This is a genomic window from Burkholderia arboris (assembly GCF_902499125.1).
Taxonomy (GTDB): Bacteria; Pseudomonadota; Gammaproteobacteria; order Burkholderiales; family Burkholderiaceae; genus Burkholderia; species Burkholderia arboris.
This window is the reverse complement of the sequence record NZ_CABVPX010000016.1, coordinates 81,792-107,143: the sequence shown is the minus strand read 5'-3', so window position 1 is coordinate 107,143 and position 25,352 is coordinate 81,792. Positions and strand designations below refer to the sequence as shown.

The window sequence follows — 25,352 nt, the reverse complement described above, 5'->3', positions numbered from 1 at the left end:
GTTACGCCGCGCATTTTGAAAAAGCATGGTGTCACGCGTCGGAAAACTCGGCCCACTGCCACGCATCGGGCGCGGCCAGCAGCGCATCGACCAGCCGGAAATTCATCTCGTGGCTCGGCCGCAGCGCGCTCACGCGCGCCAGCAGCGGCGCCCCCGCCAGCGCGAGATCGCCGACCAGGTCGAGCACGCGGTGCCGGACGAACTCCTCCGGCAGCCGCATTCCGCCCAGCACGCGATTGCCGACGATGGACGCGGTGCATGACGGCCGCGCGCCGCGCAGGATCGGCACGCCGCGCAGATAGCCGGCGACGATTGCCGGCACGGCCCACTTCACGCGCCCGTACGAGCGCGACGGCGCGATTTCGGTCGCGAATGCGGCCGGCGTCAGCGCGCCGTCCCAGTGCATGTCGCCGAAGCCGCGCAGGTCGTTGCGCACGCTCAGCTCGTAGCGCGGCGCCGGCTCGATCCGCATTTCGCGCCGCTGGTCGCCGTCGCCGTCCGTGACGACGACGGGTCGCAGCACGCGGATGAAACGTTTCGGCGCGTCGAGCGCGACGCGGCCGCACGCGCGGATCGCGTCCACCCATGGCGTTGCGCTGCCGTCGAGAATCGGCACTTCTTCCGCATCGAGCTCGACGATCGCGTGATCGATCTCGCACGCGAGCAGCGACGCGAGCAGATGCTCGACCGTGCGAACGCCGACGCCGTCGGCATTGCGCAGCATCGTGCAGAGCGGCTGCGCGCGCCGCAGCGCGGGATCGACCGGCAGCGTCGCGAGCGCGCGCCCGTGCTCGATGCGACGGAACGCGATGCCCGTCAAGCCGTCTTGCGGCCGTGCGGGCAGGATCCGCACGCTCACCCGGCGCCCCGTGTGCAACCCGTGCCCGTCGATCGTCAGCGGGCGTGCCAGCGTGCCCTGACGCGTCGCCCAGCCAGTCGGCGCGCTCACCGGGCAACCTCCAGCGTCGGCGTCGCGTGGCCCGCGACGGGCGCCGGCCGCGTATCGAGCATCGCGCGCGCTTCACCGTCGATCGCATGCTTCGCGGCGAGCGCCGCGACGGCCTCGTGCGCGGCGTCGGTCGCCGGCGCGGCATCGGCGCCCGCATCGGCCGACGCGCCGATCGAATCGACGATGCGCCCGGCCAGCGTCGTCACCGACGCCCCTTCCGCGATCGCCATCACCGACAGCTTGACCTCGAACGCCTCCTCGACCGCGAGGCCGAGCTCCATCCCCATCAGCGAATCCATGCCCATGTCGAGCACCGACTTGTCGAGCGCGATGCGATCCGGCGTCATGTGCAGAATCCGCGCGATCTGCGCCTGCAGCGTGCGCGCAACCAGCGCAATCGCTTCGTCGCGCGGCAACGCGAGCACCTCTTCGCGCAACTGTGTGCCACCGTCGCGCGCATCGCCGCCCTTCGCTTGCGATTGCAGCAGCGAGTAGCGGCGCGCCTTCGCGGCCGGCATCCCGCGCGCAACCGCGTGCCAGTCGAGCCGCACCACGGCTTCGCCGGCCGTACCCGCGACCAGCGCGCGCTCGAGCGCGGCCATCGCCTCGCCGGACGTGATCGATGCACCGCCGATCCGCGACTGCAACGCTTCGCGCGTATCGGCGTGGCGCGCGAGGAAGCCGACGTCCTCGAGCGGCCCCCAGGCCATGAACGTGCCCGGCAATCCTGCCGCGCGGCGATGTTCGACCAGCGCCTCGAGGAAGCTGTTGGCCGCGACGTAGTTCGATTGCCCCGGATTGCCGAGATAGGTCGTCGCCGACGAATAGACGACGAACAGGTCGAGCGGCAGCCCGCGCGTCGCGCGATGCAGGTTCCACGCGCCGGCCACCTTCGGCGCGAGCACCGCGGCCATGCGCGCGTCGTCGAGATTGCGCACGAGGCCGTCGTCGATCGACATCGCGGAATGCAGTACGCCCTTCAGCGGAAGATCGCGCCGGACGATCGCGGCAATCATCGCATCGACCGCCGCGGCATCGGTGACGTCGCACGACACGACGTCGACGGTGACGCCGAGCGTGTCGCGCCAGTGCGCGACTTCCTCGCGCGCGGCGGCGGCGAGCTCGCCTGTGCGGCTCGCCAGCGTCAGCCGGCGTGCACCGTGCTCGACCATCCAGCGCGCGCTCGCGAAGCCCAGGCCGCCCGTGCCGCCGACCACCAGGTACACGCCATGCGGATCGAGCGCGAGCGAACCCGCGCGCGCGACGCCGCGCGTCGGCGCCGGCGTGCCGGACGGATAGGTCACGAGCACCTTGCCGATCTGGCGCGCCTGCTGCATGTAGCGGAACGCATCCTCGGCACGCTCGGCGGGGAACGCGCGATACGGTAGCGGATGCAGCGCGCCTGCCGCGAACAGTGCCATCACTTCGCCGAACAGGCGCGCGGTCAGCTCCGGCAATGCGCCCATCAACTGGTCGGCATCGATGCCGAAATAGCTGATGTTGTTGCGGAACGGCCGCAGCCCGATATGGCTGTTTTCGTAGAAATCGCGCTTGCCGAGTTCGAGGAAACGGCCGAACGGACGCAGCGTATCGATGCTGCGCACCATCGCTTCGCCGGCGAGCGAATTGAGCACGATGTCGATGCCCTGGCCACCCGTCATCGCGCGGATCTCGTCCGCGAACGCCAGGCTGCGCGAATCGAGCACGTGATCGGCGCCGAGCAGGCGCACGAACTCGCGCTTCTCGTCGCTGCCGGCCGTCGCGAACACCTCCGCGCCGAAGTGGCGCGCGAGCTGAATCGCGGCGATGCCGACGCCGCCCGCGCCGCCATGCACGAGTACGCGCTCGCCGCGGCGCAGCCGCGCGAGTTCGACGAGTGCGTAGTACGCGGTGAAGAACGTGGTCGGCACGGTCGCCGCTTCCTCGAACGACAGGCGCTCGGGTTTCGGCGCAATCGCCTGCGCGCGCGTCCTGACGCGCGACGCGAACGACGCCGGTGCAAAGCCGAGGACGGCATCGCCCGGTGCGAATTCCGTCACCGCGCGCCCCGTTCGCACGACGCGGCCCGACAGTTCCATGCCGATCGTCGCCCCCGCGAAGCCGGTCTCGACCGCCTCATCGGACAGGAGCCCCATCGCATACATCACGTCGCGGAAATTCAGGCCGGTGGCAACCGGCTCGATTTCCACCTCGTCCTCGCCCAGCGCGCTGTCCGGCAACGCAAACCATTCGAGGTTGCGCAACGAGCCCGGTGCGTCAAACGCGAGCACGGCCGCGCGTGCGATCGCGCCGTCGTTGCGCGCCGCAGCCTGCGCGGCACCAGGCGGCCGTGTGCGGTCAGAATCACTTCTTCCTCGACCGCCGCGCCGGTCAGCTCGCGAATCAGCGTATCGGGAATCCCGTCCGCCGCGCGTTCGACGTCGATCAGGCGGCACGCGAGTTCGGGATGCTCGTTCGCCAGCACGCGACCGAGGCCCCACAGCGTCGCGTGCTCCGGGTGCGCATTCGCGGTCCCCGCGAACGGCGCACCGCCGCGCGTGACGACGGTCAGCCGCGTGGCCGCGTTCGGCTGTGCGCCGAGCGCGCGGACCAGCGCCGCCAGCGCGATCACGCCATGACGCAGCGCGGCCATCAGGTCGTCGCCCGTCGCCGCTTCGGCAAACGGCGTTTCCGGTGCGCAGAACACGACGTGCGCCGGCTGCCCGGCCGGCAGCGACGCGATCGCATCGGCTGCATGCGAGATGTCCACGATGTCCGCCGGATAGCCCGCGTGCGCCAGCGCATCGGCCAGCCGCCCGCCGAAACCGCCGGCCGTGTCCGGCGCGTGCATCACGAGCCATTGTTCGCTGCGGGCGAGCGTATCGAGCTCGCTCGCGTCGTTGCCGCATTGGGCGGCAGCGATGCTCGCGGGGTTGCGCGCGATGACGAACGACGGCGTGCCGTCCAGATCGAGCGACTGCTCGACATGCCGCACGACGTCGACGTAACCCGCGCGCTCGAGTGCCGCCTCGAGATCCGCCGGCGCCAGCGGCGCAGGCGTGCCGGCGTCCGTCGATGCGGGCTGCGAGCCGAACACGATGTCGGAGAAGCGGCCGCGGCGCGACTCGGCCAGCAGCAGCAATCCGTCCGGCGCCAGCCACGACCGCATCGCGTTCAGCGCATCGGCGACATCGTGGCGGCCGCTCAGCGCGCGGTTCGCGACGATCAGGTCGTACGGCCCGGCTTCGTCGGCGGACAGCGACAGCCGTTCGCCCGACTGCAGCGCCACCGTGCGCACCGCCGCTTCCGCATCCGCGTCGAACCCGGCCAGCTGGCCGGCCGTCGCGGCGATCGTGTGATCGCAGCGCGCGGCGGCGAGATGCATGCCGAGCGTCTGCAGCACGTCGCCGTCCGTCGCGCCCAGTTCGAGCACACGCAGCCGGCGCGCCGATTTCCAGGCGTCGACCGCCTGCTCGACGCCGGCCGTCAGCAGCGCGTGCACGTGCTGCCAGGTCGGCGACGCGGCAAGCAGTTGCTCGACCAGGCTGTGGCCGGTCGGCGACAACCAGCGTGCGCCGTCCTTCGTGCCGCTCAGCACGTCGGGCAACGCCGCGCCGCAGTGGGCGAGCAACGTCAGTTCGGCCACGTGCCCCGGCGATTCGGCCAGCAGCCCGCGCCACAGATCGTCGAGCGGCGGCAGTGCCGCGCACGCTGCGTCGTCGCGCACGAGACGGGCGCCGTCGTGACGGGCGAGACCGTCCTCGACGAGCATGTCGGCGAGACGCGCGGCCAGCGCCGCCCGCTCCGGTGCAGGCTGCCACGTGCCGGCGAATGCGCCGAGCGCATCGAACGCGCGAAGCACGTACAGGCTCGCCAGCACGTCGAGCAGCGGCAGGATTTCGGTCAGATGCTGCGTCCGGCGGCCGTCGAGCCCCGCAGCCTCGAGCCGCGCGACGGCTTGCGCGAGCAGCGCGTCGGGCGCCGGCAAACCGGCCGCGTCGACGTCGTTCGGCAACGGCATCTCTTCGAGGCGGTAGACGAAGCGCGAAGGCAGGTTCTGCCGGCGCCCGACGAGATCCACGCGCCGGAACCGGCACCCGCCCAGCCGCGCGACGATCGCGCCCTGCGCGTCGAGGAATTCGAAATGCGCGACGATCGAATGCGGGCTGCGCCGGTCGATCCGCGCGAGCACGCGGGCGACCGTGTCGCCGCGCAGATAGTCGACCCGGCCGATCTGCACCGGCACGTAGGCCGGATGCTCGCCGTCGCGCGCTTGCGCCGACAGCAACGCGAACAGCGGATGAAACCCGCTGTCCATCAAAGCCGGATGCAGCAGATAGGCGGACAGCGCCCGCGCGTCGCCGCACGCGGCCGGCGCGGCCACGTCGGCCAGCGCGGCGTCCTCGGCCGCGGCGACCCGCACGGTGCGGACCCAGCGGAACGCCGGCCCGTAGCCGAGGCCGATGGCGGCCGTGTTCGCGTACAGCGTGTCGCCGTCAGCAGCCGGCAGCGCGAGCAGGCGCTCGAGCGTATCGGCCGGCACGACGCTCGCGGCGCCGAGCGCGTTGCCGCTTTCGAGCATCCGCCCCGTCACGTTCAGCGTCCAGGCATTGTCGGACATCCGGTCGCGCGTCTCGATCGTGAAGGTCGCGGTGCGCGGCTCGATCACGAGCCGGAACAGCTTCGCCTGCTGCGGCTGGAAGACGACCGGCGTGCGGATCTCGACGTTCTCGAGCGCCGCATCCGGCGTATCGAAGAAGGTGCGCGCCGCGGCGAGCGCCATTTCCACGTAGCCGGCTCCCGGGAACGCCACGCCGCCGTCGACGACGTGATCGGCCAGCATCGGCAGCTTCGCCGGATCGAGCTGGTTTTCCCACCCGAACGCGTGTTCGTGCAGACGATAGCCGAGCAGCGGATGTTCGCGGTGGCGATTGACGAGACCGTAGCCTTCGACGGTCGGCGTCAGCCAGAAGCGGTCGCGCTGCCACGGATAGGACGGCAATGCCGCACGCGACGCGCCCGGCGCAAAGCGGTCGGAGTCGACGCTCGCGCCGTGCGCGATCGCCGCGAGAATCGCTTGCCGCAACGTCGCTGCGCTGCCGTGATCGCGCTTGAGCGTCGGCAGCACCACGCCGGTTGCACCGGCGGCCGCGAACGCCTGCTTCACGTACGTGCGCAGGATCGAATGCGGCGAGACTTCGACGAACAGCCGGACGCCCTGCTCGATCAGGTGCGCGATACCGTCGCCGAAGCGCACGGGCTCGCGGATGTTGCGCCACCAGTAGCGCGCGTCGAGCTCGGTGCCGGCGAGCGCGCCGCCGGTCACGGTCGACACGTATGCGCCGTTGCCCGGCTGCGGCCGCAGGCTGGCCAGTTCGGCCAGCACGACCGGCTCGATGCGATCCATGTGGCTGCTGTGGAACGCATAGTCGAGATCGAGCATCTGGAAGAACTTGCCGCTGCCGCGCAGCGCCGCCTCGAGCGCCTGCAGGCCCTGCAGCTCGCCCGCGAGCGTCACTGCATCGGGGCTGTTGATGCCGGCCACCTCGACGCGACGAGCGAGCCCGTGGCGCGCGATCAGTTCGCGCGCCGCCGCCTCGCCGATGCCGACGGCCGCCATCCGGCCGCTGCCGCGCGTCATCGCTTGCGCGCGGCTACGGATCTTGATCACGCGAACCGCGTCGGCGAGCGACAGCGCGCCCGTCACCCACGCGGCGGCAATTTCGCCGACGCTGTGGCCGATCGCCGCGTCGTAACGCATCCCGCGTGCATCGATCACGCGGATCATGCCGACCTGGATCGCGAACAGCAGCGGCTGCGCGTTTTCCGTCGCGGCGAGCCATTCGGCACCTGCGCCGGCCAGCCATTCCGCGCTCGGGCCGCCGCGCATCACATCGACGAGCGACGGGCTGCCGTCGGCACACCACAGCGCATCGACTTCGTCGAGCGCCGCGCGGAAAACCGGGTTCTCCGCATAGAGTTCGTTGCCCATCCCGACCCACTGGCAACCGTTGCCCGAGAACACGAGCGCGGTGCGCGGCGCGTCGGCGGGCGCCTGGCCGGTTGCCACGCAGGCAGGCAGGCCTTCCTGCGCCGGCTGGGCCAGTGCCGCAAGCGCCGCACGGCCTTCGGCCAGGTCGGCCGGCGCGACGATCGCGCGATGTTCGAGCCATTGGCGACGACGTGCGGCCGCGGCGGCAAGCGCCTGCCAGTCGCCGCCGTTGTCGAGCGTGGCCAGATAGCGGCCCGCGAGCGCACCGAGCGCACTCGCGCTACGCGCGGTCAGGACGAGCGGAGACGGCGTATCGGCCGGCTCCGGCGCAGCCGCCGACGCCTCATTGGCCGCCGGCGCTTCGGTCAGCACGACGTGTGCGTTCGTTCCGCCGAAGCCGAACGAATTGACGCCGACCGTCAGCGGCGTGTCGCCCGCGTCGAGCGGCATGTAGCGATCGACGACCCGCAGACGCCCGCCGTCGAAATCGATCCCGGGATTGGGCGTGACGAAATGCAGCGAGCGCGGCACGGCGCGATGCTTCAGGCACAGCACGGCCTTCAGCAGGCCGGCCATGCCGGAGGCCGTCTCGAGATGGCCAATGTTGGTCTTCACCGAACCGATCAGCAGCGGACGATCCGCCGGGCGTTCGCCCGACACGACATCGATCAGCGCGCGCGCCTCGATCGGATCGCCGACCGCCGTGCCGGTGCCGTGTGCCTCGAGGTACGCGAGCGACCGCGGATCGATGCCCGCGCGCGCGTACACGCTGCGGAGCAGCGACGCCTGTGCGTCCGCGCCCGGCACGCTGATGCCGCCCGGCGAGTGGCCGACCGAATTCACGCCGGAGCCGGCGATCACCGCATGGATCGTATCGCCGTCGGCCAGCGCGCGATCGAGCGGCTTGAGCAGCACGAACGCGCCACCTTCCGAGCGGACGTAGCCGTCGCCGGTCGCATCGAACGCACGGCAACGGCCGCGCGGCGACAGCATCGACGCCTTGGAGAAACTGACGAAGCCGAACGGATGCAGCAGCAGGTTGACGCCGCCCGCGAGCGCCACGTCGGCTTCGCCGGACTGCAGCGCCTTGACCGCCTGATGGAGGGCGACGAGCGACGACGAGCAGGCGGTATCGACCGACATGCTCGGGCCGCGCAGGTCGAACAGGTAGGACACGCGGTTCGATGCGATGCTCAGCGTATTGCCGGTCGCCGAATACGGATCGATCACGTTCAGATCGTCCATGTTGCGGTTGCCGTAGTCCATGCTGGCCGCGCCGACGAAGACGCCGCAGTTGCTGCCGCGCATGTCGGCCGGACGCACGCCGGCGTCCTCGAATGCTTCCCAGGCGAGTTCGAGCAGCAGGCGCTGCTGCGGATCCATCTGGGCCGCTTCGCGCGGGGAAATGCCGAAGAACGCGGCGTCGAAGCCGGCGACGTTGTCGAGGACGCCGGCCGAGAACGTATAGCTCTTGCCCGGTTCGCGTTTGGACGGGTGCCGATAGAAATCGGTACCGAAACGGTCGGCGGGGATTTCGGTCACTGCGTCGCGTTCGTCGCGCAGCAGTTGCCAGAAGTCGCCAAGATTGTTCGCGCTCCCGGGAAACCGACAAGCCATCCCAATTATTGCAATCTTACTGTTCATCTTTTATGTCGCTTTCTCGGATGCGCACGGCCCTTCCGCGCGATGTCCGTCCTCTTGTACCACGCGCAGCAGGACCGCCCCCAACTCCTCGGCCGCCAAATCCCGGCAATTCGCGCTAACTGAGCCGTAATTTCGCCAAATGAAGTAGTCGCTGCGTTGCGGCGTCACGCCCAGCTTATGAAAAACACGAGGCAGAGCGGGAACGTGATCGCCGTAGAAACAAACGATCGTTTCACGATTGCTGGTGCGCAGGTAATCGATCAGGCGCCCGATCATTGCGTCTGCATTTTCGACGTGCCGCAGATAGGCGGTCAGATCGCGCCAGGATGCATCCTCGCCGAGAGTATGCCGCGAAGAGGATTCTCCAGGCAAAACCTGCTCCAGATGCAGCGGCCCGTGGTTTTCCATGGTCATCGCAAAGACGAAGCGCGGGCGGCCGCCGCCCGCCGCGTCGAGTTCCGCGATGATCGACTCGGACACTGCCGCGTCCGCCACGTACGGGCCGGCGCGGGACGCCGATGCAAAGTGGCGGATGTCGAGAAAGCGCGTAAAGCCGAGCAACGGAAATACCCGGTTCCGCCCGAAGAAATCGGCGTAATAGGGATGAATCGCGACTGTATCGTAGCCGCAACGGTTGAACCAGGATGCCAGCGAAGCGATTTTATTCCTTACAAATGCGTAAGGATAAAAACGCGCATACCCGAGCGAAAAGGATTCCGTGCCGGTCAGCACCGCGAATTCCGTTCGCATGGTGTTGGCTCCCCACGCAGGCACCGTCATCTCGCCATGCCAGACGGCCTCGCGACGCGCTTCGTCGAAACGCCTGAAAAGACCCGGCTCGACCGCGTCTCCGAGCCGGCGTGCATCGAAGAACGATTCGCTCTGGATCACGATCACGTCGGGGCGTTGCGTCGGCTTGCCCGTGGTGAACGGCCCCGCTGCCATGACCTCGCGGAACCGCCGGAACGTCGCAGGGCGCAAGCCGTTGAGCAGATAGGCGACGAATACGGCAAAAAAACCGTGACGACGCTGGTCGGCCTCGGGATCGAGTGTCAGCGGCACACGGGCGGCCACGAGCACGGCCAGCATGAACGCCAACCCCGCCGTGAACCAGACCAGCACGCGCGAGCCTGCAAGCACGGGACGCTCGACGACGAAGCCCACGATCACGAGCACGATGCCGGCACCGATCGCGACGACCTTGCCGACGCTCAGGAACGGCAGGTAAAGACGGGGATGCGAAAACAACTGGCTGAACAGGCTCAGATCGGTAAATACGAACGGCTCGCGCAACGACTCATACTTCGCATTGCTGACTGCGGCGACTAAACCGACGAGCGCAAGCGACGCGCAGGCCGAAAACAGCGGCCGCGACGTGATGGCGAACACCAGGTCGAGCACGAAGAGTACGGCCAGAATATGAAGCACTGACGACAGCGGCGGCCGCCGCAGCGGCGCGCGCGGGATCGCGATCGCGTCGACCGCAAACGACAGCGCGACGGCGGCCGTCAGCGTCACGGCGAGACGCGCGCTCAATTGGCCCGGTCCTTCGACGGCAGATAGGACAGGCGGTCGAGGATCGCGTCGGCGAGCGCGGCGGGCAGCAGCGGCAGGAGGCGCATGCCGAACGCAAGCAATCCGGGGAACGCGATCTCGCTTCGGCCCGCATCGAGCCGTCGGCGAATGTACGCGGCCGAACGATCGGCACTCCAGAGGAACGGCTTGTCGCCGGGGAATACGTCGCTCATCGCCGTCTTCACGAAGCCGGGCAGGATGACCGTGACGCCCACGCCGTCGCGCGCCAGCAGCGGGCGCACGGAATCGCCGTAGGCCTTGATTGCGGCCTTGCTTGCGCAATAGGCCGGCGAGATCGCCATGCCGCGCAGCGCGGCGATCGAACTGACCATCGCGATTCGCCCGCGCCTGCGCTCGCGCATCCGGTCGATGACCGGCAGGACCGTATGCAATGCACCGTAGAGATTCGTATCGATGACGCGAGCCGTGCGCTCCAAACCTTCCCAGTCGCTCGTATCGGCGATCGTGCTGGCCACGCCGGCGTTCGCGATCAGGAGGTCGATCGGGTGACGGCTGTCGAAATCGGTCAGCCAGGCGGCAATCGACGCGGCATCGCGCACGTCGACCGCGCCCGTGTCGACCGTGGCGCCGCGCGCCCGGCAGGCCGCCGCCGTCTTCTCGACCTCGGCGAGATTGCGGCCGACGATGCCGAGCGTCGTGCCCGGCTGCGCATAGGCAAGCGCAAGCGCACGACCGAGACCGGCACTCGCGCCGGTGATGACGATGTTTCGCGGCCGCTGATCAGGCATCCGCGCGATCCAGGCGCTCGACCGCCCCCGCGACCGCCATCTCGATGCCGGTTCGGGTGTAGAAATCGCCGTTGATTTGCGTGTGATGCATCACGTAGTCCAGGAAGGCGTGATAAAGGTGCATGTCGGGCAGATCGCCGCCGTGCCAGAAATCGTCCAGTTTTCCCTGCCAGGTCAAGCCGGGCATATTATAAATGGCGGTCCCGAGCACCACTAGCGGGCGCTCGTGGTGCAAAGCCGACAGGCCGACCGTGCTGTTCACCACGACCACGCCACGCGCATGCTCGAGCAGCGTCGGCAAGTGGCCCGAGTTGATGAAGCGGACCCGATCTCCAATACCGGCCTCGCGCGCGATCGACATCGCGAAGCGCTGGTATTCGATCATCCCCGTGTCGAGCGGATGGTTCTTGATCAGCAGGGTTGCATCGCGCGGCGCGTGCCGGGCGAACGAGCGCACCACGTGGTCGATCGCATCGCGTACCCCGTCGAAGGGCGAATGCACGACGATCTGCGCATCGGAGTTGAGCTGCAGCGGGAACAGATAGTACGGCCGCCGGTTCGCCAGCAGTTCGCGCGTGACAGCTTCGGCCTCTCGCCGATGCTTGCCTTGCAGCAGCGCGCGAACCGCGAGGCCCGTGTACTCGAACACGCCGTTCTTCGGCCGGTGGCTGCGATACAGCGGAAAACGCCACATCAGCAGCGCATTGGCGACCCGGTACGTGATGTCATGAAACACCCGCTCATACAGGTTGTAACCGGTCGGCACGCCGGGTTCCGCCGCCGGGATGACGTCGCGCAGCCTCATGTATTCCCGCGGATCCACCGGCATTCGCGAGCGACCGTTCACACCGTGGCTTTCAAGCGTGATCCAGTGCGGACGGACGTAGCCCTCCTCGAACACGTGCACGCGCAGACCGAACTGCTCGGAAATCGGGTGCATGTGCCGATGGACCGCGCGACAGTCACCGAACATCAAGACATCCGTAATGCCTTTGGCGCGCACGAGGTCCGAATACCAATTCGACAGGTGCGCAAATTTCCCGGAATAGTTGGTCACCTTCCCGGCTCTACCGTAAAACCAGTCGCCACCGCAAAAATTGACACGATGAACGTCGTGGCCACGTGATGCGAGTGCTTCTGAAAGACGACTGAAAAACACTGAAGCCGTGCCTTGCAGCACTAGAAATGAGCGAGGCATGGATATCGGGAAGGGGAGCGAAAATTTCTCTGGAAACTGCCAGACAGGCTTTATTCTTCTGACGAGCCCCCATCGACATCGGCAAGAGCCAAACTCCGCTGGCGGCTGGGCGCAATTTTATGCCGAAAGAACGACAGAATGAAGACAAAATTCATAAAGTCGTCCGCATGTGCCCTGCCGGCACCGGCCGCCGCCCCGATCATAGCCGAATGGCGCACAGCTAGCCTATAATCAGGCGCCTTGAGCAGACGCAGGTCGACGCACCCTCTACCCGATCGAGGCGGAGCAGCCGATATAGATGTCCGGCGCGGACCCGGCAGCCCGGGCACTTCGCCCGCACCGGCTGCCGGTCCTACGGCCCCGCTTATCCGAATTCGGCTCCCGGGCTGACGCATGTTGACGTCATGCTCGCCAGCCACTTTGCACTCTGTATTGACGGAAAAAAGTTGGAAAACGTAACCACCAGCGACGTGACAACCCCGACCGAAGAGAAACCCGGTCTCGTTCAGCGGCTCAAGCGGGTCAATCGCCTGCTCGCGGCAACCGTTATTATTCCCACGGCAATTGCCACGCTGTATTTTGGCGTCATTGCATCGGACGTCTACGTGTCCGAATCGCGCTTCGTGGTAAAAAGCCCACAAAAGCAGACCCAGAGCAGCATCGTCGGCGCATTCCTGCAAGGCACCGGACTCTCGCGCTCCGCGGACGACACGTTCTCCGTCCTCGACTACATGGCGTCGCGAGATGCGCTTCGCGAACTGAACGCCAACAATTATATTTTCGACGCCTATACGAAGCACGGCGATTTTGTCAGCCGGTTTCACACGTGGCCGGACAGCAGCTTTGAAGAGCTGTGGAAATATTACGACAAGCACGTTGTCACGGCGACACTGGATTCCGAATCCGGCATTACGAAGCTGCAGGTTCGTGCATATACCGCGGAAGACTCTCAGCGAATCAACGAACGTCTGCTGGAAATGGGCGAGCGCCTGATCAACCAGATGAATCAGCGCGCCGCGGCAGATACGGTCCAGTTCGCACAACGTGAAGTCGATGCAGCGGCCGCGAAAGCGAAAGACGCGGCAGCAGCGCTGGCCGAATACCGAAAGTCATATACGGTGTTCGACCCGGACAAGCAATCCGCGCTGCAGTTGCAACAGGTTACGACGCTTCAGGCGCAGCTCTTTGCCTCGCAGACGCAACTCGCCCAGATTCAGTCGATCGCGCCGCAAAACCCGCAGATTTCCGTCCTGAAAACGAATATCGCCAATCTGCAGAAACAGATCGAGGAAGCGACAACGGGCGTTACCGGCGGCAAGAACTCGCTTTCGGCCAAGGCCGCGACCTACGCTCGCATGCAGCTCGACGCGCAGTTCGCCGACAAGCAACTCGCGTCGACAATGACCGCCCTGGAAAACGCACGGGCCGAAGCTCAGCGAAAGCAGCTTTATCTGGAACGCCTGATCCAGCCGAATACCCCCGACATTGCAGTCGAACCCAAGCGTCTGAAGTCGATTTTCGAAGTATTTGCGCTGGGCATGATCGCGTGGGGCGTTCTGTCGCTTTTGTTGGCGGGCCTGCGCGAGCACCACAACTGAGCCGCGACTCATCCGGCATCTCCACGCCGTATCGGTCGTGGAATCGATGCCCGGGATCGGACTGCAAACATGCCGGAGCTGGCGCCGTGCTGGCCCGACTCCGGCTCAATCGCCCCAGTAACGCACGCTCAATAGTTGAATTCGGATGATCGAACTCAAGAACATCGCCAAAGACTACTACACGCGACAGGGCCGACGCAGGGTCCTCGAAAAGATCGACCTGCGCGTCAACAGGGGCGAGAAAATCGGCATTCTCGGACGGAACGGCGCCGGCAAGTCGACACTCATCAGGCTCATCAGCGGCGCGGAACTCCCGAGCGCCGGCATGGTTCATCGCAGCATGAGCGTGTCGTGGCCGCTCGCATTCGGCGGTGCGTTCCAGGGCAGCCTCACCGGGATGGACAACCTGCGGTTCATCTGCCGCATCTACGGCGTCAACGTCAAAGACGCCGAACCGTTCGTACAAGAGTTCTCGGAACTGGGCTATTACCTGCGAGAGCCGGTCAAGAGCTATTCGGCAGGTATGCGTGCGCGCCTCGCATTCGCATTGTCGATGGCGATCGAATTTGACTGCTTCCTCATCGACGAAATCATTGCGGTCGGCGACAGCCGGTTTCACGCCAAGTGCCACCACGAATTGTTTGAGCGACGTGCGGATCGAGCCCTCATCATCGTCAGCCACGATGCCGCGTACATCCGCGAACATTGCACCCGGGCAGCCGTGCTGGTGCAAGGCCGGTTGCGCATGTTTGACGAGATCGAAGAGGCCTACGCGTTCTACCAGGAAAACAGCGCCATCAACTGACGCGCCCATTCCACCCGACCGATGCCCCTGACAAGGTTCAATCGCGCCGCGCTCGCTCACTGCGCCGCAACGCACTGGCATGCCCCGCTGACCCGATACGCACGTCACGCAGCCGACCGGCTGCGCACCAGCACGCAATCAGCGCCAGCGTCGCGGGAACACCAGTTGCTCATCGACGTGTCAATCATTGCGCAACATGATGCAGGCACCGGCATTCAGCGGGTGGTGCGCTCGCTCGCCCTGCAATTGATCGCGTCCCCCCCGCCCGGCTTCGTGGTTCGACTGGTGCGCGCCAATCGGCGCGACCGCTATCGCTATGCCGACATCTACACGGCCAAACTGGCGGGCACCCCGCCTCCGGCAAGCGACGCACCGGTTCATGCGAATCCCGGGGACGTGTTCCTCGGTCTCGACTTGACGAGCCGCATCGCCCCGAAGCGACAGCGTGATTTCCTTCAATGGAAACAGCAAGGCGTCCTGCTGGCATTCGTCGTCTACGACCTGCTGCCGATACAGCACCCGGAGTGGTTCACGCCGCGCTCGGCCCGATCATTCAAGCAATGGCTGTCGACCATCGCAATCCACGCGGACGCGCTGTACTGCATCTCGAGATCGGTTGCCGTCGAGGCACAGGCCTTCCTCGATACGTACTTCGGCATCGCCGAGCACGAGGTACCGGCAGGCTGGTTCCATCTCGGCGCCGACTTCCAGCCGCACCCCGCCAACGCGACCGGTACGATGCCACGCAAGCCGCGCATGACCGGACGCGGACACACGGTGTTGATGGTCGGAACGATCGAGCCGCGCAAGGGACACCGGCAGGTGCTGGACGCGTTCGAAGCACTTTGGAACGACGGCGTCGATGCAACGCTCGTGATCGTCGGTAACGCAGGATGGGCGGTCCAGGAGCTGACGATGCGCCTCGACGGCCATGCAGAGCGCGGAAAACGCCTGAACTGGCTGCAGGACATCGACGACGCGGCGCTGGCGGACTTGTACGCTCGCGCGGACGGGCTGCTGTTCGCATCCGAAGGGGAAGGTTTCGGTCTGCCAATCGTTGAAGCCGCGCAACACGGTCTGCCGCTGCTGCTGCGCGACCTACCCGTTTTCCGCGAAGTGGCCGGCGAACATGCCACCTACTTCTCGGCCAGCGACGGCACCGGGCTGGCGACGTCGCTACACACCTGGCTGCGCGCAATCGACGACGACATCGCACCGGACAGTCGCGCGATCCGCCCCATCACCTGGCAGGAAAGTGCGGCACAGATAAAGACGCTGCTTTCAGACCTGTCAGAGTCGCGCTGACTGCTCGAACCGCTCGTAGACAGCCAGCATGCGGCGCGCGCAACGCGCCCACGTCGCGTCGCGAGCGAGTTCCAAGCCACGGGCCCTCGCGGCATCTCGCCAACCATCGTCGCTCAGCACACGCTCGATGCCATGTCGCAATGCATCGTGATCGTCAGGCTCAACCAGCCAGCCAGCATCACCCGCCACCTCCGGCAGCGACGAGACATTGGAAGTCAGCGTCGGAACGCCACTCGCCAGCGCCTCGAGCACGGGCAAGCCAAAGCCTTCGTACTTTGACGGCATGAAGAACGCGCGAGCGCCGGCATAAAGGGCCGGCAATACGGCTTCCGGCACGAATCCGAGGTAGCGCAGCCATTGCTCGCTCTCCCCTTTCCTGATCTTGGCGTGAAGATCGTCGTTCAACCATCCATTGCTGCCGACCAATACGAGCGGGTATCGGGTGCGCAGGGCAACAGGGAGCTCCGCGTATGCGTCGATCAGGCGATCAATACGCTTGCGTGGCTCGAGCGTCGATACACTCAGTCCGTAGCCACCCGCGGACAGTTGATAGGCGGCGAGCGGCGCAGCAAGTTCGTCGTTCGTATGCGGCCGGAACTCCGCAGGCACGCCAAGCGGGACGGCAGTGATATTGTCGATTGGCCAGCCGAAGAAATCGGCGACCTCGCGGCGAGTAAATTCGGAATCGGTAACAAGGTGCGCGGCGCGCGCGAGCGTCGACGCAAAGCCTCGCTCGAAATGACGCAATCGCTCGACCGGATGGGTCTCCGGATACTTGAATACCGACAGATCATGCACCGTGACGATACCGGTCGCACATTCGTCGGGCAGAAAATAATTAGGCGAATGGAATAGATGGTCACGCCACCTCCGGTCACCGCTCCATCGCTGGAAAGCCTTGACCGGCGGCAACGATCGCGCCCATTTTGGCAAACGGCTGCGAGTCGGCGCGACCGGCTGGCCGTCAAGCAATCCAGCCACGTCGTCGACCCATGCCCCCGCGAAGTAGAAACGAATCGCGTCGAGACCGCCTTCCGGTGAAGCGAAATGCTTGGCCAATTCCCACGTGTAACGGCCAATCCCCGTGAGCGGAGGCCGGATCGAATCCACTGCAAGAATTACCTTCACATGCCTCCCGAACGCCATCCACTAAAAGCAAAACGGGCCTGATGCGATGACATCATGGCCCGTGCGATACCCCATTGCGATACGTTTGCGATACCCCGAAGGGCACCGGCAAACGTCGCGATCAGAACGAGAAGCCAGCCTCGTTACGACGCAGATCAGCCTCGACCATCATCTGGCACAGCTCTTCCAGGGTCGTTTTCGGCTCCCAGCCCAGATCCTTGCGCGCCTTCTCGGGATTACCGATCAACAGATCGACCTCGGCCGGCCGATGGAACTTCGGATTGATCGCCACGATCGTCTTGTTCGTCGCCATGTCGATGCCCACTTCCGACGCGTCCTTGCCTTCCCATGCCAGTTCGAAGCCCGCTGCGCGCGCCGCCATCGAGACGAAGTCCCGCACGGTTTCGGTGCGATTGGTGGCCAGGACGTAAGTGTCGGGCTTGTCAGCCTGCAGCATCCGCCACATGCCGTCGACGTATTCCTTCGCGTAGCCCCAGTCGCGCTTGGCGTCGAGGTTACCGAGTTCGAGAACGTCCAGCTTGCCGAGACGCAGCTTCGCCATACTGTCGGTGATCTTGCGCGTCACGAATTCACGGCCGCGCAACGGCGATTCATGGTTGAACAGAATGCCGCTGCAACCGAAGATGTTGTAGCTCTCGCGATAGTTGACGGTGATCCAGTGGCCATACAGCTTCGCGACACCGTAAGGACTGCGCGGATAGAACGGCGTATCTTCGACCTGCGGGATCGCCTGGACCTTGCCGAACATCTCCGACGTGCTGGCCTGGTAAAAGCGCACTTCCGGATTGACGATGCGGATCGCTTCAAGAAGATTCAGCGGGCCGATACCCGTGATTTCAGCCGTCGTGATGGGCTGTTCAAACGATACGCCAACGAAGCTTTGCGCGGCGAGGTTGTACACCTCGGTCGCACCGGTGGTCTGCAACAGGCGAATGCTGGCACCCAGGTCCGTCAGATCGTATTCGACGAGATGCAGGTTCTCGTGATCCTCGATCCCGAGTTCGGCAATTCGCCAGAAGTTGACCGAACTCGTCCGGCGGTAAGTCCCATATACCACGTAGCCCTTTTCCAGAAGGGATTGCGCGAGATAGGCCCCGTCCTGACCGGTAATGCCGGTAATAATCGCCTTTTTCACAAACTCAGACTCCATGATGAAATGTTATGCACCGATATTGCGAACTACCGATCGACGCTGCGACCCGATGTTCAGCGGAACGCCGGCCTGACGATACATAGCATGGCTAAAGCAATGCGCGACATCCGCTGCCATGACTCACCGTGTAATAGTACGCAGCCTTGATTGCTTACCTGAATGCCTGAACGCCACTGACAACCGGGAAGGCCACGGAGAACACCAGGTTCAACACCTTCTGCAGCTCTGCGATCGGTGCATTCGACACGTACAGCATGTCCTTGTTGTCCATCACGAAGCTTTGCGCCACGAACATCGCGCTCGGATCATGCAAATCCAGCCGGTAAATAACCGGCACCTTGCCGTCCGCAGTCGTCCGTACCGGCTGATTCGGCCACGACAACGCCTTGGCGTCCTCCAGGCGGAAAATAAACACGCCCTTCGCATCCGAGCGCGCATCGTCGAGCCCGCCTGCGCGCGCAAGCGCCTGCGCCAGCGAGATCCCCTGCGCCTCGAAATTGACTTCCTGATTCTTCCCCGTCGCACCCAGTGCCGTGAAGCTGTACGGCTGGTACAGGGCGGTCACGACATCGCCCGCACGCAGCGGGACATTCTGGCGCGGATTGCGAATCACGTTCTGCATCGGCATGGACGCCACAACGTCGCCTCGCGTGACCTGCAACGTAATCTTGTCGATCGATTGCTTGACGCCGCCCGCGCTCGCGAGCGCATCGAGCAGGCGCTCTCCGCGCGCCGACAGTTGCATCCTGCTGCTCGTGTTCACATCCCCGACAACCGTTACATACGACGTCACGTTCTGCGAAAGCTTGACCAGCACCTGAGGGTCATGGGCGATGTTCTTGAGTCGAGCCGAAATATCACGCCCGAGCTGTGTCGGCGTGCGGCCCTGCGCCTTGACGGCGCCGACGAACGGCACATTGATCGTGCCGTCGCCGTCGATCGTCTGATCCGGCAGCACCGTCACGCGCGCGTTGGTCGGCCCGGACTTGCTGTCGACCTGCGCGGCACCGAACAAGGTCGCGGGCGGCGCCTCCCAGATCGAGACTTCGATCGTATCGCCCACGCCGAGCTGCTGCCTGAAATTCGTGTCAGCGCCAAGCGTCGAGACAAAATCGCCCTGACCTCGCTCGGAGAACAGCTTGCGCGCAACGGCATCGGTCAGGTCGACGACCTGAATGCCGGCGGTGCCCGCCTCGGACTGCCCGGACCCGCTACCGGCGCGCTCGACCTGAAAACGGCTCGGCCCCGAGGAAGGAATCGTGGAACAACCGGAAAGTACGCCGCTCAACAAGAGTGCGGACCAAGTAACACAACGGAGCAATCGCGACATTTGTTACGAGCAAGCAAAATTCCAAAGTCGTGAATTGTCTCACGTTGCGAGATACAATAAACTTCTTTTTTACTCGTCGCAAACGAACCTGTCGCCCGCGGACGACAGAGGCGCGGTAGAAAATGCAGCTTTTTGTACAAACCGGCGCCCATTAACATCAATCGACGACATTCGCGTGACAACCATACTCCTTGACGTCACACGCCTTGTCACGCGACTCCAGGAAGGCACGCTCCCTACGGGCGTCGACAGAGTAGGCCTCGCCTATATACAGAGATATGGCACGCAAGCACGCGCCGTATTGAGCGAACGCGGCTATTCAGCGGTTTTGTCGGAAAGCCATTCGCAGCTGTTGTTCTCCCGTTTGTCGACTTCAACGCGAAAACCCTGGGCCACGCGATCGCTCATTGCACGCGCACTCGCCACGGCGATGCAGCCTCAACGGTTCGAGCACGCGATCCTGCTGCATACGAGCCACAGCGGCATGGAATTTCCCCGGTACTACCGGGCGATGACGAAACGCAACGCGCGCCCGGTTTTCATGGTGCACGATCTGATTCCACTGACGCACGCCGAGTATTGCCGACCCGGCATAGCCGATATCCATCGGACACGGATTCATACCGCGCTGCGACTCGCCAAAGGCCTGATCGCCAATTCGCATGACACACGACATGCGCTCGAGGACGAGGCGCAGCGCGCCGGCCTGGCGCTGCCCCCATGCGTCGTCGCCCATCTCGCACCGGGCGTATCGGCCTATCCGTCTCGCCCCGCACCGATCGGCACACCTTACTTTGTCATGCTCGGCACGATCGAACCACGCAAGAACCACTGGTTCCTTCTGCATGTCTGGCGCGAGCTCGTTGAAAAATACGGTGACGCAGCGCCGAAGCTCGTCATCATAGGTCGGCGCGGCTGGGAATGCGAAAACGTGATCGACATGCTCGAACGCTGCGAAAGCATTCGAAACGTCGTTATCGAAGAGGCGAACTGCACCGACGATCAGCTCCACGCATGGCTGCAACATGCGCGGGCACTGCTATTTCCGTCATTTGCGGAAGGCTACGGCATGCCGCTCGTCGAAGCGCTGTCGTCACAGATCCCCGTCATTGCCAGCAATCTGGGCGTCTTCCACGAAATCGCCGGCGACGTGCCCGACTACCTGGACCCGCTGGACGGCCCAGGCTGGATCGCCCGCATCACGGCCTATACGGAGGCCAACAGCGTCGAGCGCTCGGAGCAGTTGCAACGCGTCAAACGATTTCGACAGCCGACGTGGGATGCGCATTTCAGCGAGGTCGACAGATTCATCGCGGCACTGGACTAATGCACCGCCTCAATCAGACATCGCTGCCGTCCCCGACGGCCAGCGACCCTCGCTATCTCAGGCAAGGCAGACGCCTGATCGGATGGCTGTCCGGCCGGACTCGATACCTGTGGCCCCGCGACACCGTCGGGGCATGGTGCGCCAGGATCGCACGCGCGACCGGCGCGACCGGATGGCAAGCCTGGCCTGGACCGCTTCCCGCGCGCGATGCGCGCTACGCGCCACCCCTTTCATGGTTCTGCCTGCCGCTGACAGCCACGGGTTGCGACCCGGTCGCAACCGCAATGAACCAATGGTTCGGGTCCGGCGCCACCGATTTCGACGCCGCCGAAGCGGATCGCCTGATGCGTCGCATGCTGACAAGCGATGCCTTGCACCTCCGCCAGCGTGCGGCGACGCTTCCACCGGCACTCGCCAAGGGCGGACCCGCGCAGCGCATCTTGCTAATCGACGAGCGCGAAAAAAGCATGGCCGGCCCCCGCGAACGATCGACGGCGCGCGTCGATGCATTTCGCTCGATGGTGGACGCCGCCCGCCGCGCACACCCGGACGCCGAACTCTGGCTCGGACCGACATCCGATGCAGGGCAAGGCCGATGGCTGTCGCATGCGTCCCGGGCAATCTCGAGCGACCTCCCGCGGCTGCCCCCCTCCTACTCGCTCACCGCGGCACTCGAACACTTCGATCGCGTCTACGTCGTCAGCGCCTCGGAAGGCTTCGGCGCGCTGCTGGCTGGCGTGCCGCTCCACGTGTTCGGGCGCCCGTACTACGCCGGCTGGGGATTGACCGACGATAACGTGCCGTTCGCGTCCCGTACTGCCCGCCCGACGCTTCCGCTGCTGTTCCATGCCGCGTTTCTGCGTTTCTCGCGCTATCTCGACACGCTACCCGGCCAAACCGGCACACTCGACAGCGCACTCGACGCGATTGAGTTGCAGCACGACGTACGCGCACGCTTCGCCGACCTGAATGATGTTTGCGGATTGCGCTTCCAATGGTGGAAACGCAGACTGGCAACGCCTTATCTGACCGCCGGCGGCGGTACGTTACGCTGGAGCAAATCGCCGGAACGGCTGCGTGCCGGCGAAAGCGCCGTGCTGTGGGGCGCTCGCCCGGCTGACGGCATTCCCGGCGACGTGAAACGGCATCGAATCGAAGACGGGTTCATTCATTCGGCCGGGCTCGGGTCGGACATGACCCCGCCTTACAGCCAGGTCATCGATCACTCCGGCCTGTATTTCGATCCGAGCGTGCCGAGCGACCTCACGCAGATTCTCAACGAAAGCCCGTTCGGCAATACCGAACTCGCGCGCGCAGCGGCGCTTCGCGAAACGATTGTTCGCCTCGGAATCACCAAGTACAACCTTGGCCGGCGCCGTCCCGAGTGGCAAGCACCGCGCGACCGGCGCGTGATCCTCGTGCCTGGACAAGTCGCCGACGACGCGTCGATACGGCTGGGCACTCGCGCCATCAATACCGCAGAAGGCTTGCTCGCCGAAGTCCGGGCGCAGCGTCCCGATGCGTTCATCGTCTACAAGCCGCACCCGGACGTGCTGTCCGGCAACCGGGTCGGCGCGATCGACATCGACGGGCATGCGGATGTAATCGACGTCACGTCGGACATCGTGTCGCTGATCGAGCAGGCGGACGAAGTGCATACGCTCTCGTCGCTGTCGGGCTTCGACGCTTTGCTGCGCAATAAGGCTGTATTTACGTATGGCCTGCCGTTTTACGCCGGTTGGGGCCTGACAAACGACGCGATCAGCCCGCAACCGTGGCGCAAGCGCTCACTGACGCTCGACATGCTGGTCGCGGGAACATTATTACGATATCCGATATATTGGCACTGGCAGACAAAGCTTTATACTACGCCCGAAGCCGTCGCCTTACAGTTGGCACCGCTCATAGAGAGGCCTCTTATATCGGCCGGGAAAAATCGCCAGCGCACGGCATTGAAAATATTCAGATGGTGCTACAACGCATTTAGCCACATTCACTGGCGGCTCGTTCGCACGACCCAGTCACGAACCGGATATCACGACCCTTAACGCATTCATAGTGACACGCTGCTGCCAACGTTTGAGTGTCATAAAATTTTTTACATAACCACCTCCGAGATTTTCGATGACCATTTTTCCCGTTATTCTTTGCGGCGGCAGCGGCACGCGGCTCTGGCCCATGTCGCGCGGCGGTTACCCGAAGCAATACCTGAAGCTCACCGGTGAGCAGACGCTGCTTCAGCAGACTGCCGTTCGACTGCAGCATCTTCCCAATACCGAACGCCCGATCATCCTGACAAACAGCGAACAGCGCTTTCTTGTCGCGGAGCAACTCCGTCAATGCGGCGTGGCGCCGTCGTCGATCGTCCTCGAGCCGATCGGCCGCAATACTGCTCCCGCCATTGCGGTCGCAGCACATATGGCGGTCAGGAAAAATCCGGATGCGCTGCTGCTCGTATTGCCGTCGGATCACGCGATCCTGAATGAACCCGCCTTTATCAAGGCGGCCCAGCATGCCGCATCGATCGCGAAGGACAATCATCTGGTGACCTTCGGCATCACGCCGGAAAGTCCGCATACCGGTTTTGGCTATATCCGCCGCGGCTCCGCCCTGGTCGACGGCAAGCCGATCTATTCGGTCGACGCGTTCGTTGAAAAACCCGACACTCAAACTGCCGAAATTTTCCTGAAGTCCGGGGATTACTACTGGAACAGCGGCATGTTCATGCTGAAGGCCTCGACGTATCTGGACGAGATCACGCGCTACGCGCCTGAAATCGCCACGCAGACGGCACTGGCCCTCGAACAGGCGCAACATGACAACGATTTCGTCCGCCTCGATGCACAGGCCTTCGCACTGAGCCCGAGCGATTCGATCGACTATGCCGTCATGGAGAAAACCGATCGCGCGGCCGTGATCGCAACGACGGATCTGGGCTGGAATGACATCGGCACCTGGGGCGCGCTGGCCGACCTTGCCGAAAAGAACGACGACGACAACACCCTGATCGGCGACGTATTCTCCGACGCGACAAAGAATTCGTATATTCGCGCCGAACACCGGATGGTCGCCGCGATCGGTCTCGAGAATATTGTCGTCGTCGAAACGGCAGACGCCGTGCTCGTCGCACATCGCGATCGAGTGCAGGACGTGAAGAAGGTGGTCGAGCAACTCAACGCGTCCGGCCGTCAAGAATCGGTCACGCATCGACGCGTCGTCCGTCCCTGGGGATCCTATGAAGGCATCGATCAGGGCGACCGCTTCCAGGTAAAGCGCATTGTCGTGAATCCCGGCGCACAATTGAGCCTGCAGATGCACCATCATCGGGCAGAGCACTGGATCGTCGTGAAGGGCACCGCGCTCGTCACCAATGCGGATCGGGAAATCATGCTGACCGAAAATCAGTCGACCTATATCCCGCTCGGCGCCACGCATCGTCTTCAGAATCCCGGCAAGATTCCGCTCGAATTGATCGAGGTCCAGTCCGGCCCGTACCTCGGCGAGGACGACATCGTCCGGTTCGAGGACACCTACGGCCGCGTCCCGCAAAAGTAATCCCGCGATTACACCGCGAGAAAATAAAACGGCGCATCATGAGATGCGCCGTTTTCAATTACCGCCACCCTTCGCACGACATCGACCTGCCACGAATGAATGGCAGCCCGCCCTGCAGCGAGCGAAGCCGCGTTACTGCGTGCCCGCCAACCGGTTCCGGGCATCCGACAACATCTCGCCGATCACCTTCTCCAGATCATTGGTATTGTCCCGGGCAGGCAAAATGGAGTTGATCTTGGCAGGATCGCCCAGCAATCGCATCACCTCGTTCTTGCGCATGAATTCCGGCGCCGACACGACCTCGATCTCGTGACCGGAGATCCGGGTCATGATTGCAAGCAGATCCCTGACCGATTTGCCGGCGCCCGCGCAAACATTCAGCACCTCCCCGAAGGAAGCGGACTTATCCAGCACATCGGCAACCATGCTGCAGCACACATCGACATCGATATAGTCGCGCACCGGGTCGAGATTGCCCAACCGGATCGACGGCGCCTTCCTCGCGAAATGACTGACGAGCTTCGGCACGATAAAGTCCGCATTCTGGCCCGTCCCCACGACATTGAACGGCCGCAGGATCGTGATGTCGTGCTTGTCGCGATAATTCATGACGAGGCATTCGGCGGCATGCTTGCTGATGCCGTAGTGACTCACGGGTTTCGGCGTCAACAGTTCCGTCAGGACTTCGGTGTTCTGATTTCCATAAACGCCCGCCGTGCTGGAAAACATGATGCGTCGCCGCCCACCGAGGCTGTCGATGGCCTTCAGTACGTGCTCCGTGCCCAGGACGTTCGTTTCGTAGTATTGCATCGTCGTACCGCTCGTCACGGACGACAACGCTGCAAGATGGATCAGCACGTCCGGATTGACCGTTCGAACAACGGAAGCCACTTGCTCGTAGTCGTGGAGACTACACTGCAACGCGTTGTCCGACGTACCCGTTGTCGTACCGAAAACCCGATGCCCCTGGCGGGTCAGATGCGCCGCCAAATGCGTCCCGATGAAACCCGTGATGCCAGTGATGAGTATCGTTGCCATTTCGTC

General features: G+C 64.5%; 14 protein-coding genes and 1 pseudogene. 6 read left to right on the top strand and 9 right to left on the bottom strand.

The features are described 5' to 3' along the window. Nucleotides 1–31: 31 nt before the first annotated feature. The 5 genes and pseudogenes from BLA15945_RS20270 to BLA15945_RS20250 form a co-directional block, all read right to left on the bottom strand. Nucleotides 32–949, bottom strand: coding sequence for a UDP-3-O-acyl N-acetylglycosamine deacetylase (locus tag BLA15945_RS20270; protein ID WP_174993235.1), 918 nt, complete (start codon nucleotides 947–949; stop codon nucleotides 32–34). After that, a pseudogene (locus BLA15945_RS20265) lies at nucleotides 946–8,564 on the bottom strand (SDR family NAD(P)-dependent oxidoreductase). Before BLA15945_RS20265 ends, BLA15945_RS20270 begins: the two are co-directional and overlap by 4 nt. Nucleotides 8,565–8,567: 3 nt before the next feature. After that, nucleotides 8,568–10,100 (bottom strand): LTA synthase family protein, encoded by a 1,533-nt coding sequence (locus BLA15945_RS20260; RefSeq protein WP_174993234.1) that lies wholly within the window; start codon nucleotides 10,098–10,100, stop codon nucleotides 8,568–8,570. After that, nucleotides 10,097–10,888 carry an SDR family NAD(P)-dependent oxidoreductase gene (locus BLA15945_RS20255; RefSeq protein WP_174993233.1) on the bottom strand — a complete coding sequence of 264 codons (792 nt, stop codon included), beginning with the start codon at nucleotides 10,886–10,888 and terminating at the stop codon, nucleotides 10,097–10,099. Before BLA15945_RS20255 ends, BLA15945_RS20260 begins: the two co-directional genes overlap by 4 nt. Further along, nucleotides 10,881–12,086 (bottom strand): capsule biosynthesis protein, encoded by a 1,206-nt coding sequence (locus BLA15945_RS20250; RefSeq protein WP_174993232.1) that lies wholly within the window; start codon nucleotides 12,084–12,086, stop codon nucleotides 10,881–10,883. The genes BLA15945_RS20255 and BLA15945_RS20250 overlap by 8 nt, the downstream gene beginning before the upstream one ends. Before the next feature lie 446 nt (nucleotides 12,087–12,532). On the opposite strand from BLA15945_RS20250, the gene BLA15945_RS20245 reads away from it, so the two are divergent. The 3 genes from BLA15945_RS20245 to BLA15945_RS20235 all read left to right on the top strand — a co-directional run bounded on the left by BLA15945_RS20245 (nucleotide 12,533) and on the right by BLA15945_RS20235 (nucleotide 15,794). Next, entirely contained in the window at nucleotides 12,533–13,684 is a 1,152-nt protein-coding gene (locus BLA15945_RS20245; RefSeq protein ID WP_059235957.1) for a hypothetical protein, read from the top strand. 145 nt (nucleotides 13,685–13,829) lie between these two features. After that, on the top strand, nucleotides 13,830–14,489 hold the full coding sequence (locus BLA15945_RS20240; protein WP_059235959.1) for an ABC transporter ATP-binding protein: 660 nt from the start codon (nucleotides 13,830–13,832) through the stop codon (nucleotides 14,487–14,489). A gap of 165 nt (nucleotides 14,490–14,654) precedes the next feature. Then, nucleotides 14,655–15,794 (top strand): glycosyltransferase family 4 protein, encoded by a 1,140-nt coding sequence (locus BLA15945_RS20235; RefSeq protein WP_233464264.1) that lies wholly within the window; start codon nucleotides 14,655–14,657, stop codon nucleotides 15,792–15,794. On the opposite strand, the gene BLA15945_RS20230 is transcribed toward BLA15945_RS20235, so the two are convergent. The 3 genes from BLA15945_RS20230 to BLA15945_RS20220 all read right to left on the bottom strand — a co-directional run bounded on the left by BLA15945_RS20230 (nucleotide 15,780) and on the right by BLA15945_RS20220 (nucleotide 19,426). Continuing rightward, nucleotides 15,780–16,922 (bottom strand): glycosyltransferase family 4 protein, encoded by a 1,143-nt coding sequence (locus tag BLA15945_RS20230; RefSeq protein ID WP_059236894.1) that lies wholly within the window; start codon nucleotides 16,920–16,922, stop codon nucleotides 15,780–15,782. The genes BLA15945_RS20235 and BLA15945_RS20230 overlap by 15 nt on opposite strands. 121 nt (nucleotides 16,923–17,043) lie before the next feature. Beyond that, nucleotides 17,044–18,093: a GDP-mannose 4,6-dehydratase gene (gene gmd, locus BLA15945_RS20225; RefSeq protein ID WP_059235963.1), complete on the bottom strand. Its 1,050-nt coding sequence runs from the start codon at nucleotides 18,091–18,093 to the stop codon at nucleotides 17,044–17,046. A 154-nt stretch (nucleotides 18,094–18,247) separates the two neighbouring features. Continuing rightward, nucleotides 18,248–19,426 carry a polysaccharide biosynthesis/export family protein gene (locus tag BLA15945_RS20220; protein WP_174993230.1) on the bottom strand — a complete coding sequence of 393 codons (1,179 nt, stop codon included), beginning with the start codon at nucleotides 19,424–19,426 and terminating at the stop codon, nucleotides 18,248–18,250. A 175-nt stretch (nucleotides 19,427–19,601) separates the two neighbouring features. Here BLA15945_RS20220 and BLA15945_RS20215 point away from each other — a divergent pair, with 175 nt between their 5' ends. The 3 genes from BLA15945_RS20215 (at nucleotide 19,602) to BLA15945_RS20205 (ending at nucleotide 24,308) form a co-directional block, all read left to right on the top strand. Then, complete coding sequence (locus BLA15945_RS20215) at nucleotides 19,602–20,753, top strand: glycosyltransferase family 4 protein (protein WP_174993229.1); 1,152 nt, start codon at nucleotides 19,602–19,604, stop codon at nucleotides 20,751–20,753. Beyond that, on the top strand, nucleotides 20,753–22,801 hold the full coding sequence (locus tag BLA15945_RS20210) for a capsular polysaccharide biosynthesis protein (protein ID WP_174993228.1): 2,049 nt from the start codon (nucleotides 20,753–20,755) through the stop codon (nucleotides 22,799–22,801). Before BLA15945_RS20215 ends, BLA15945_RS20210 begins: the two co-directional genes overlap by 1 nt. Nucleotides 22,802–22,877: 76 nt before the next feature. Further along, nucleotides 22,878–24,308, top strand: a complete 1,431-nt coding sequence (locus tag BLA15945_RS20205) for a mannose-1-phosphate guanylyltransferase/mannose-6-phosphate isomerase (RefSeq protein WP_174993227.1) — start codon at nucleotides 22,878–22,880, stop codon at nucleotides 24,306–24,308. A gap of 132 nt (nucleotides 24,309–24,440) precedes the next feature. Here BLA15945_RS20205 and BLA15945_RS20200 read toward each other — a convergent pair whose 3' ends face one another. Then, nucleotides 24,441–25,346 carry an NAD-dependent epimerase/dehydratase family protein gene (locus BLA15945_RS20200; RefSeq protein WP_081051875.1) on the bottom strand — a complete coding sequence of 302 codons (906 nt, stop codon included), beginning with the start codon at nucleotides 25,344–25,346 and terminating at the stop codon, nucleotides 24,441–24,443. Between the last annotated feature and the right edge of the window lie 6 nt (nucleotides 25,347–25,352).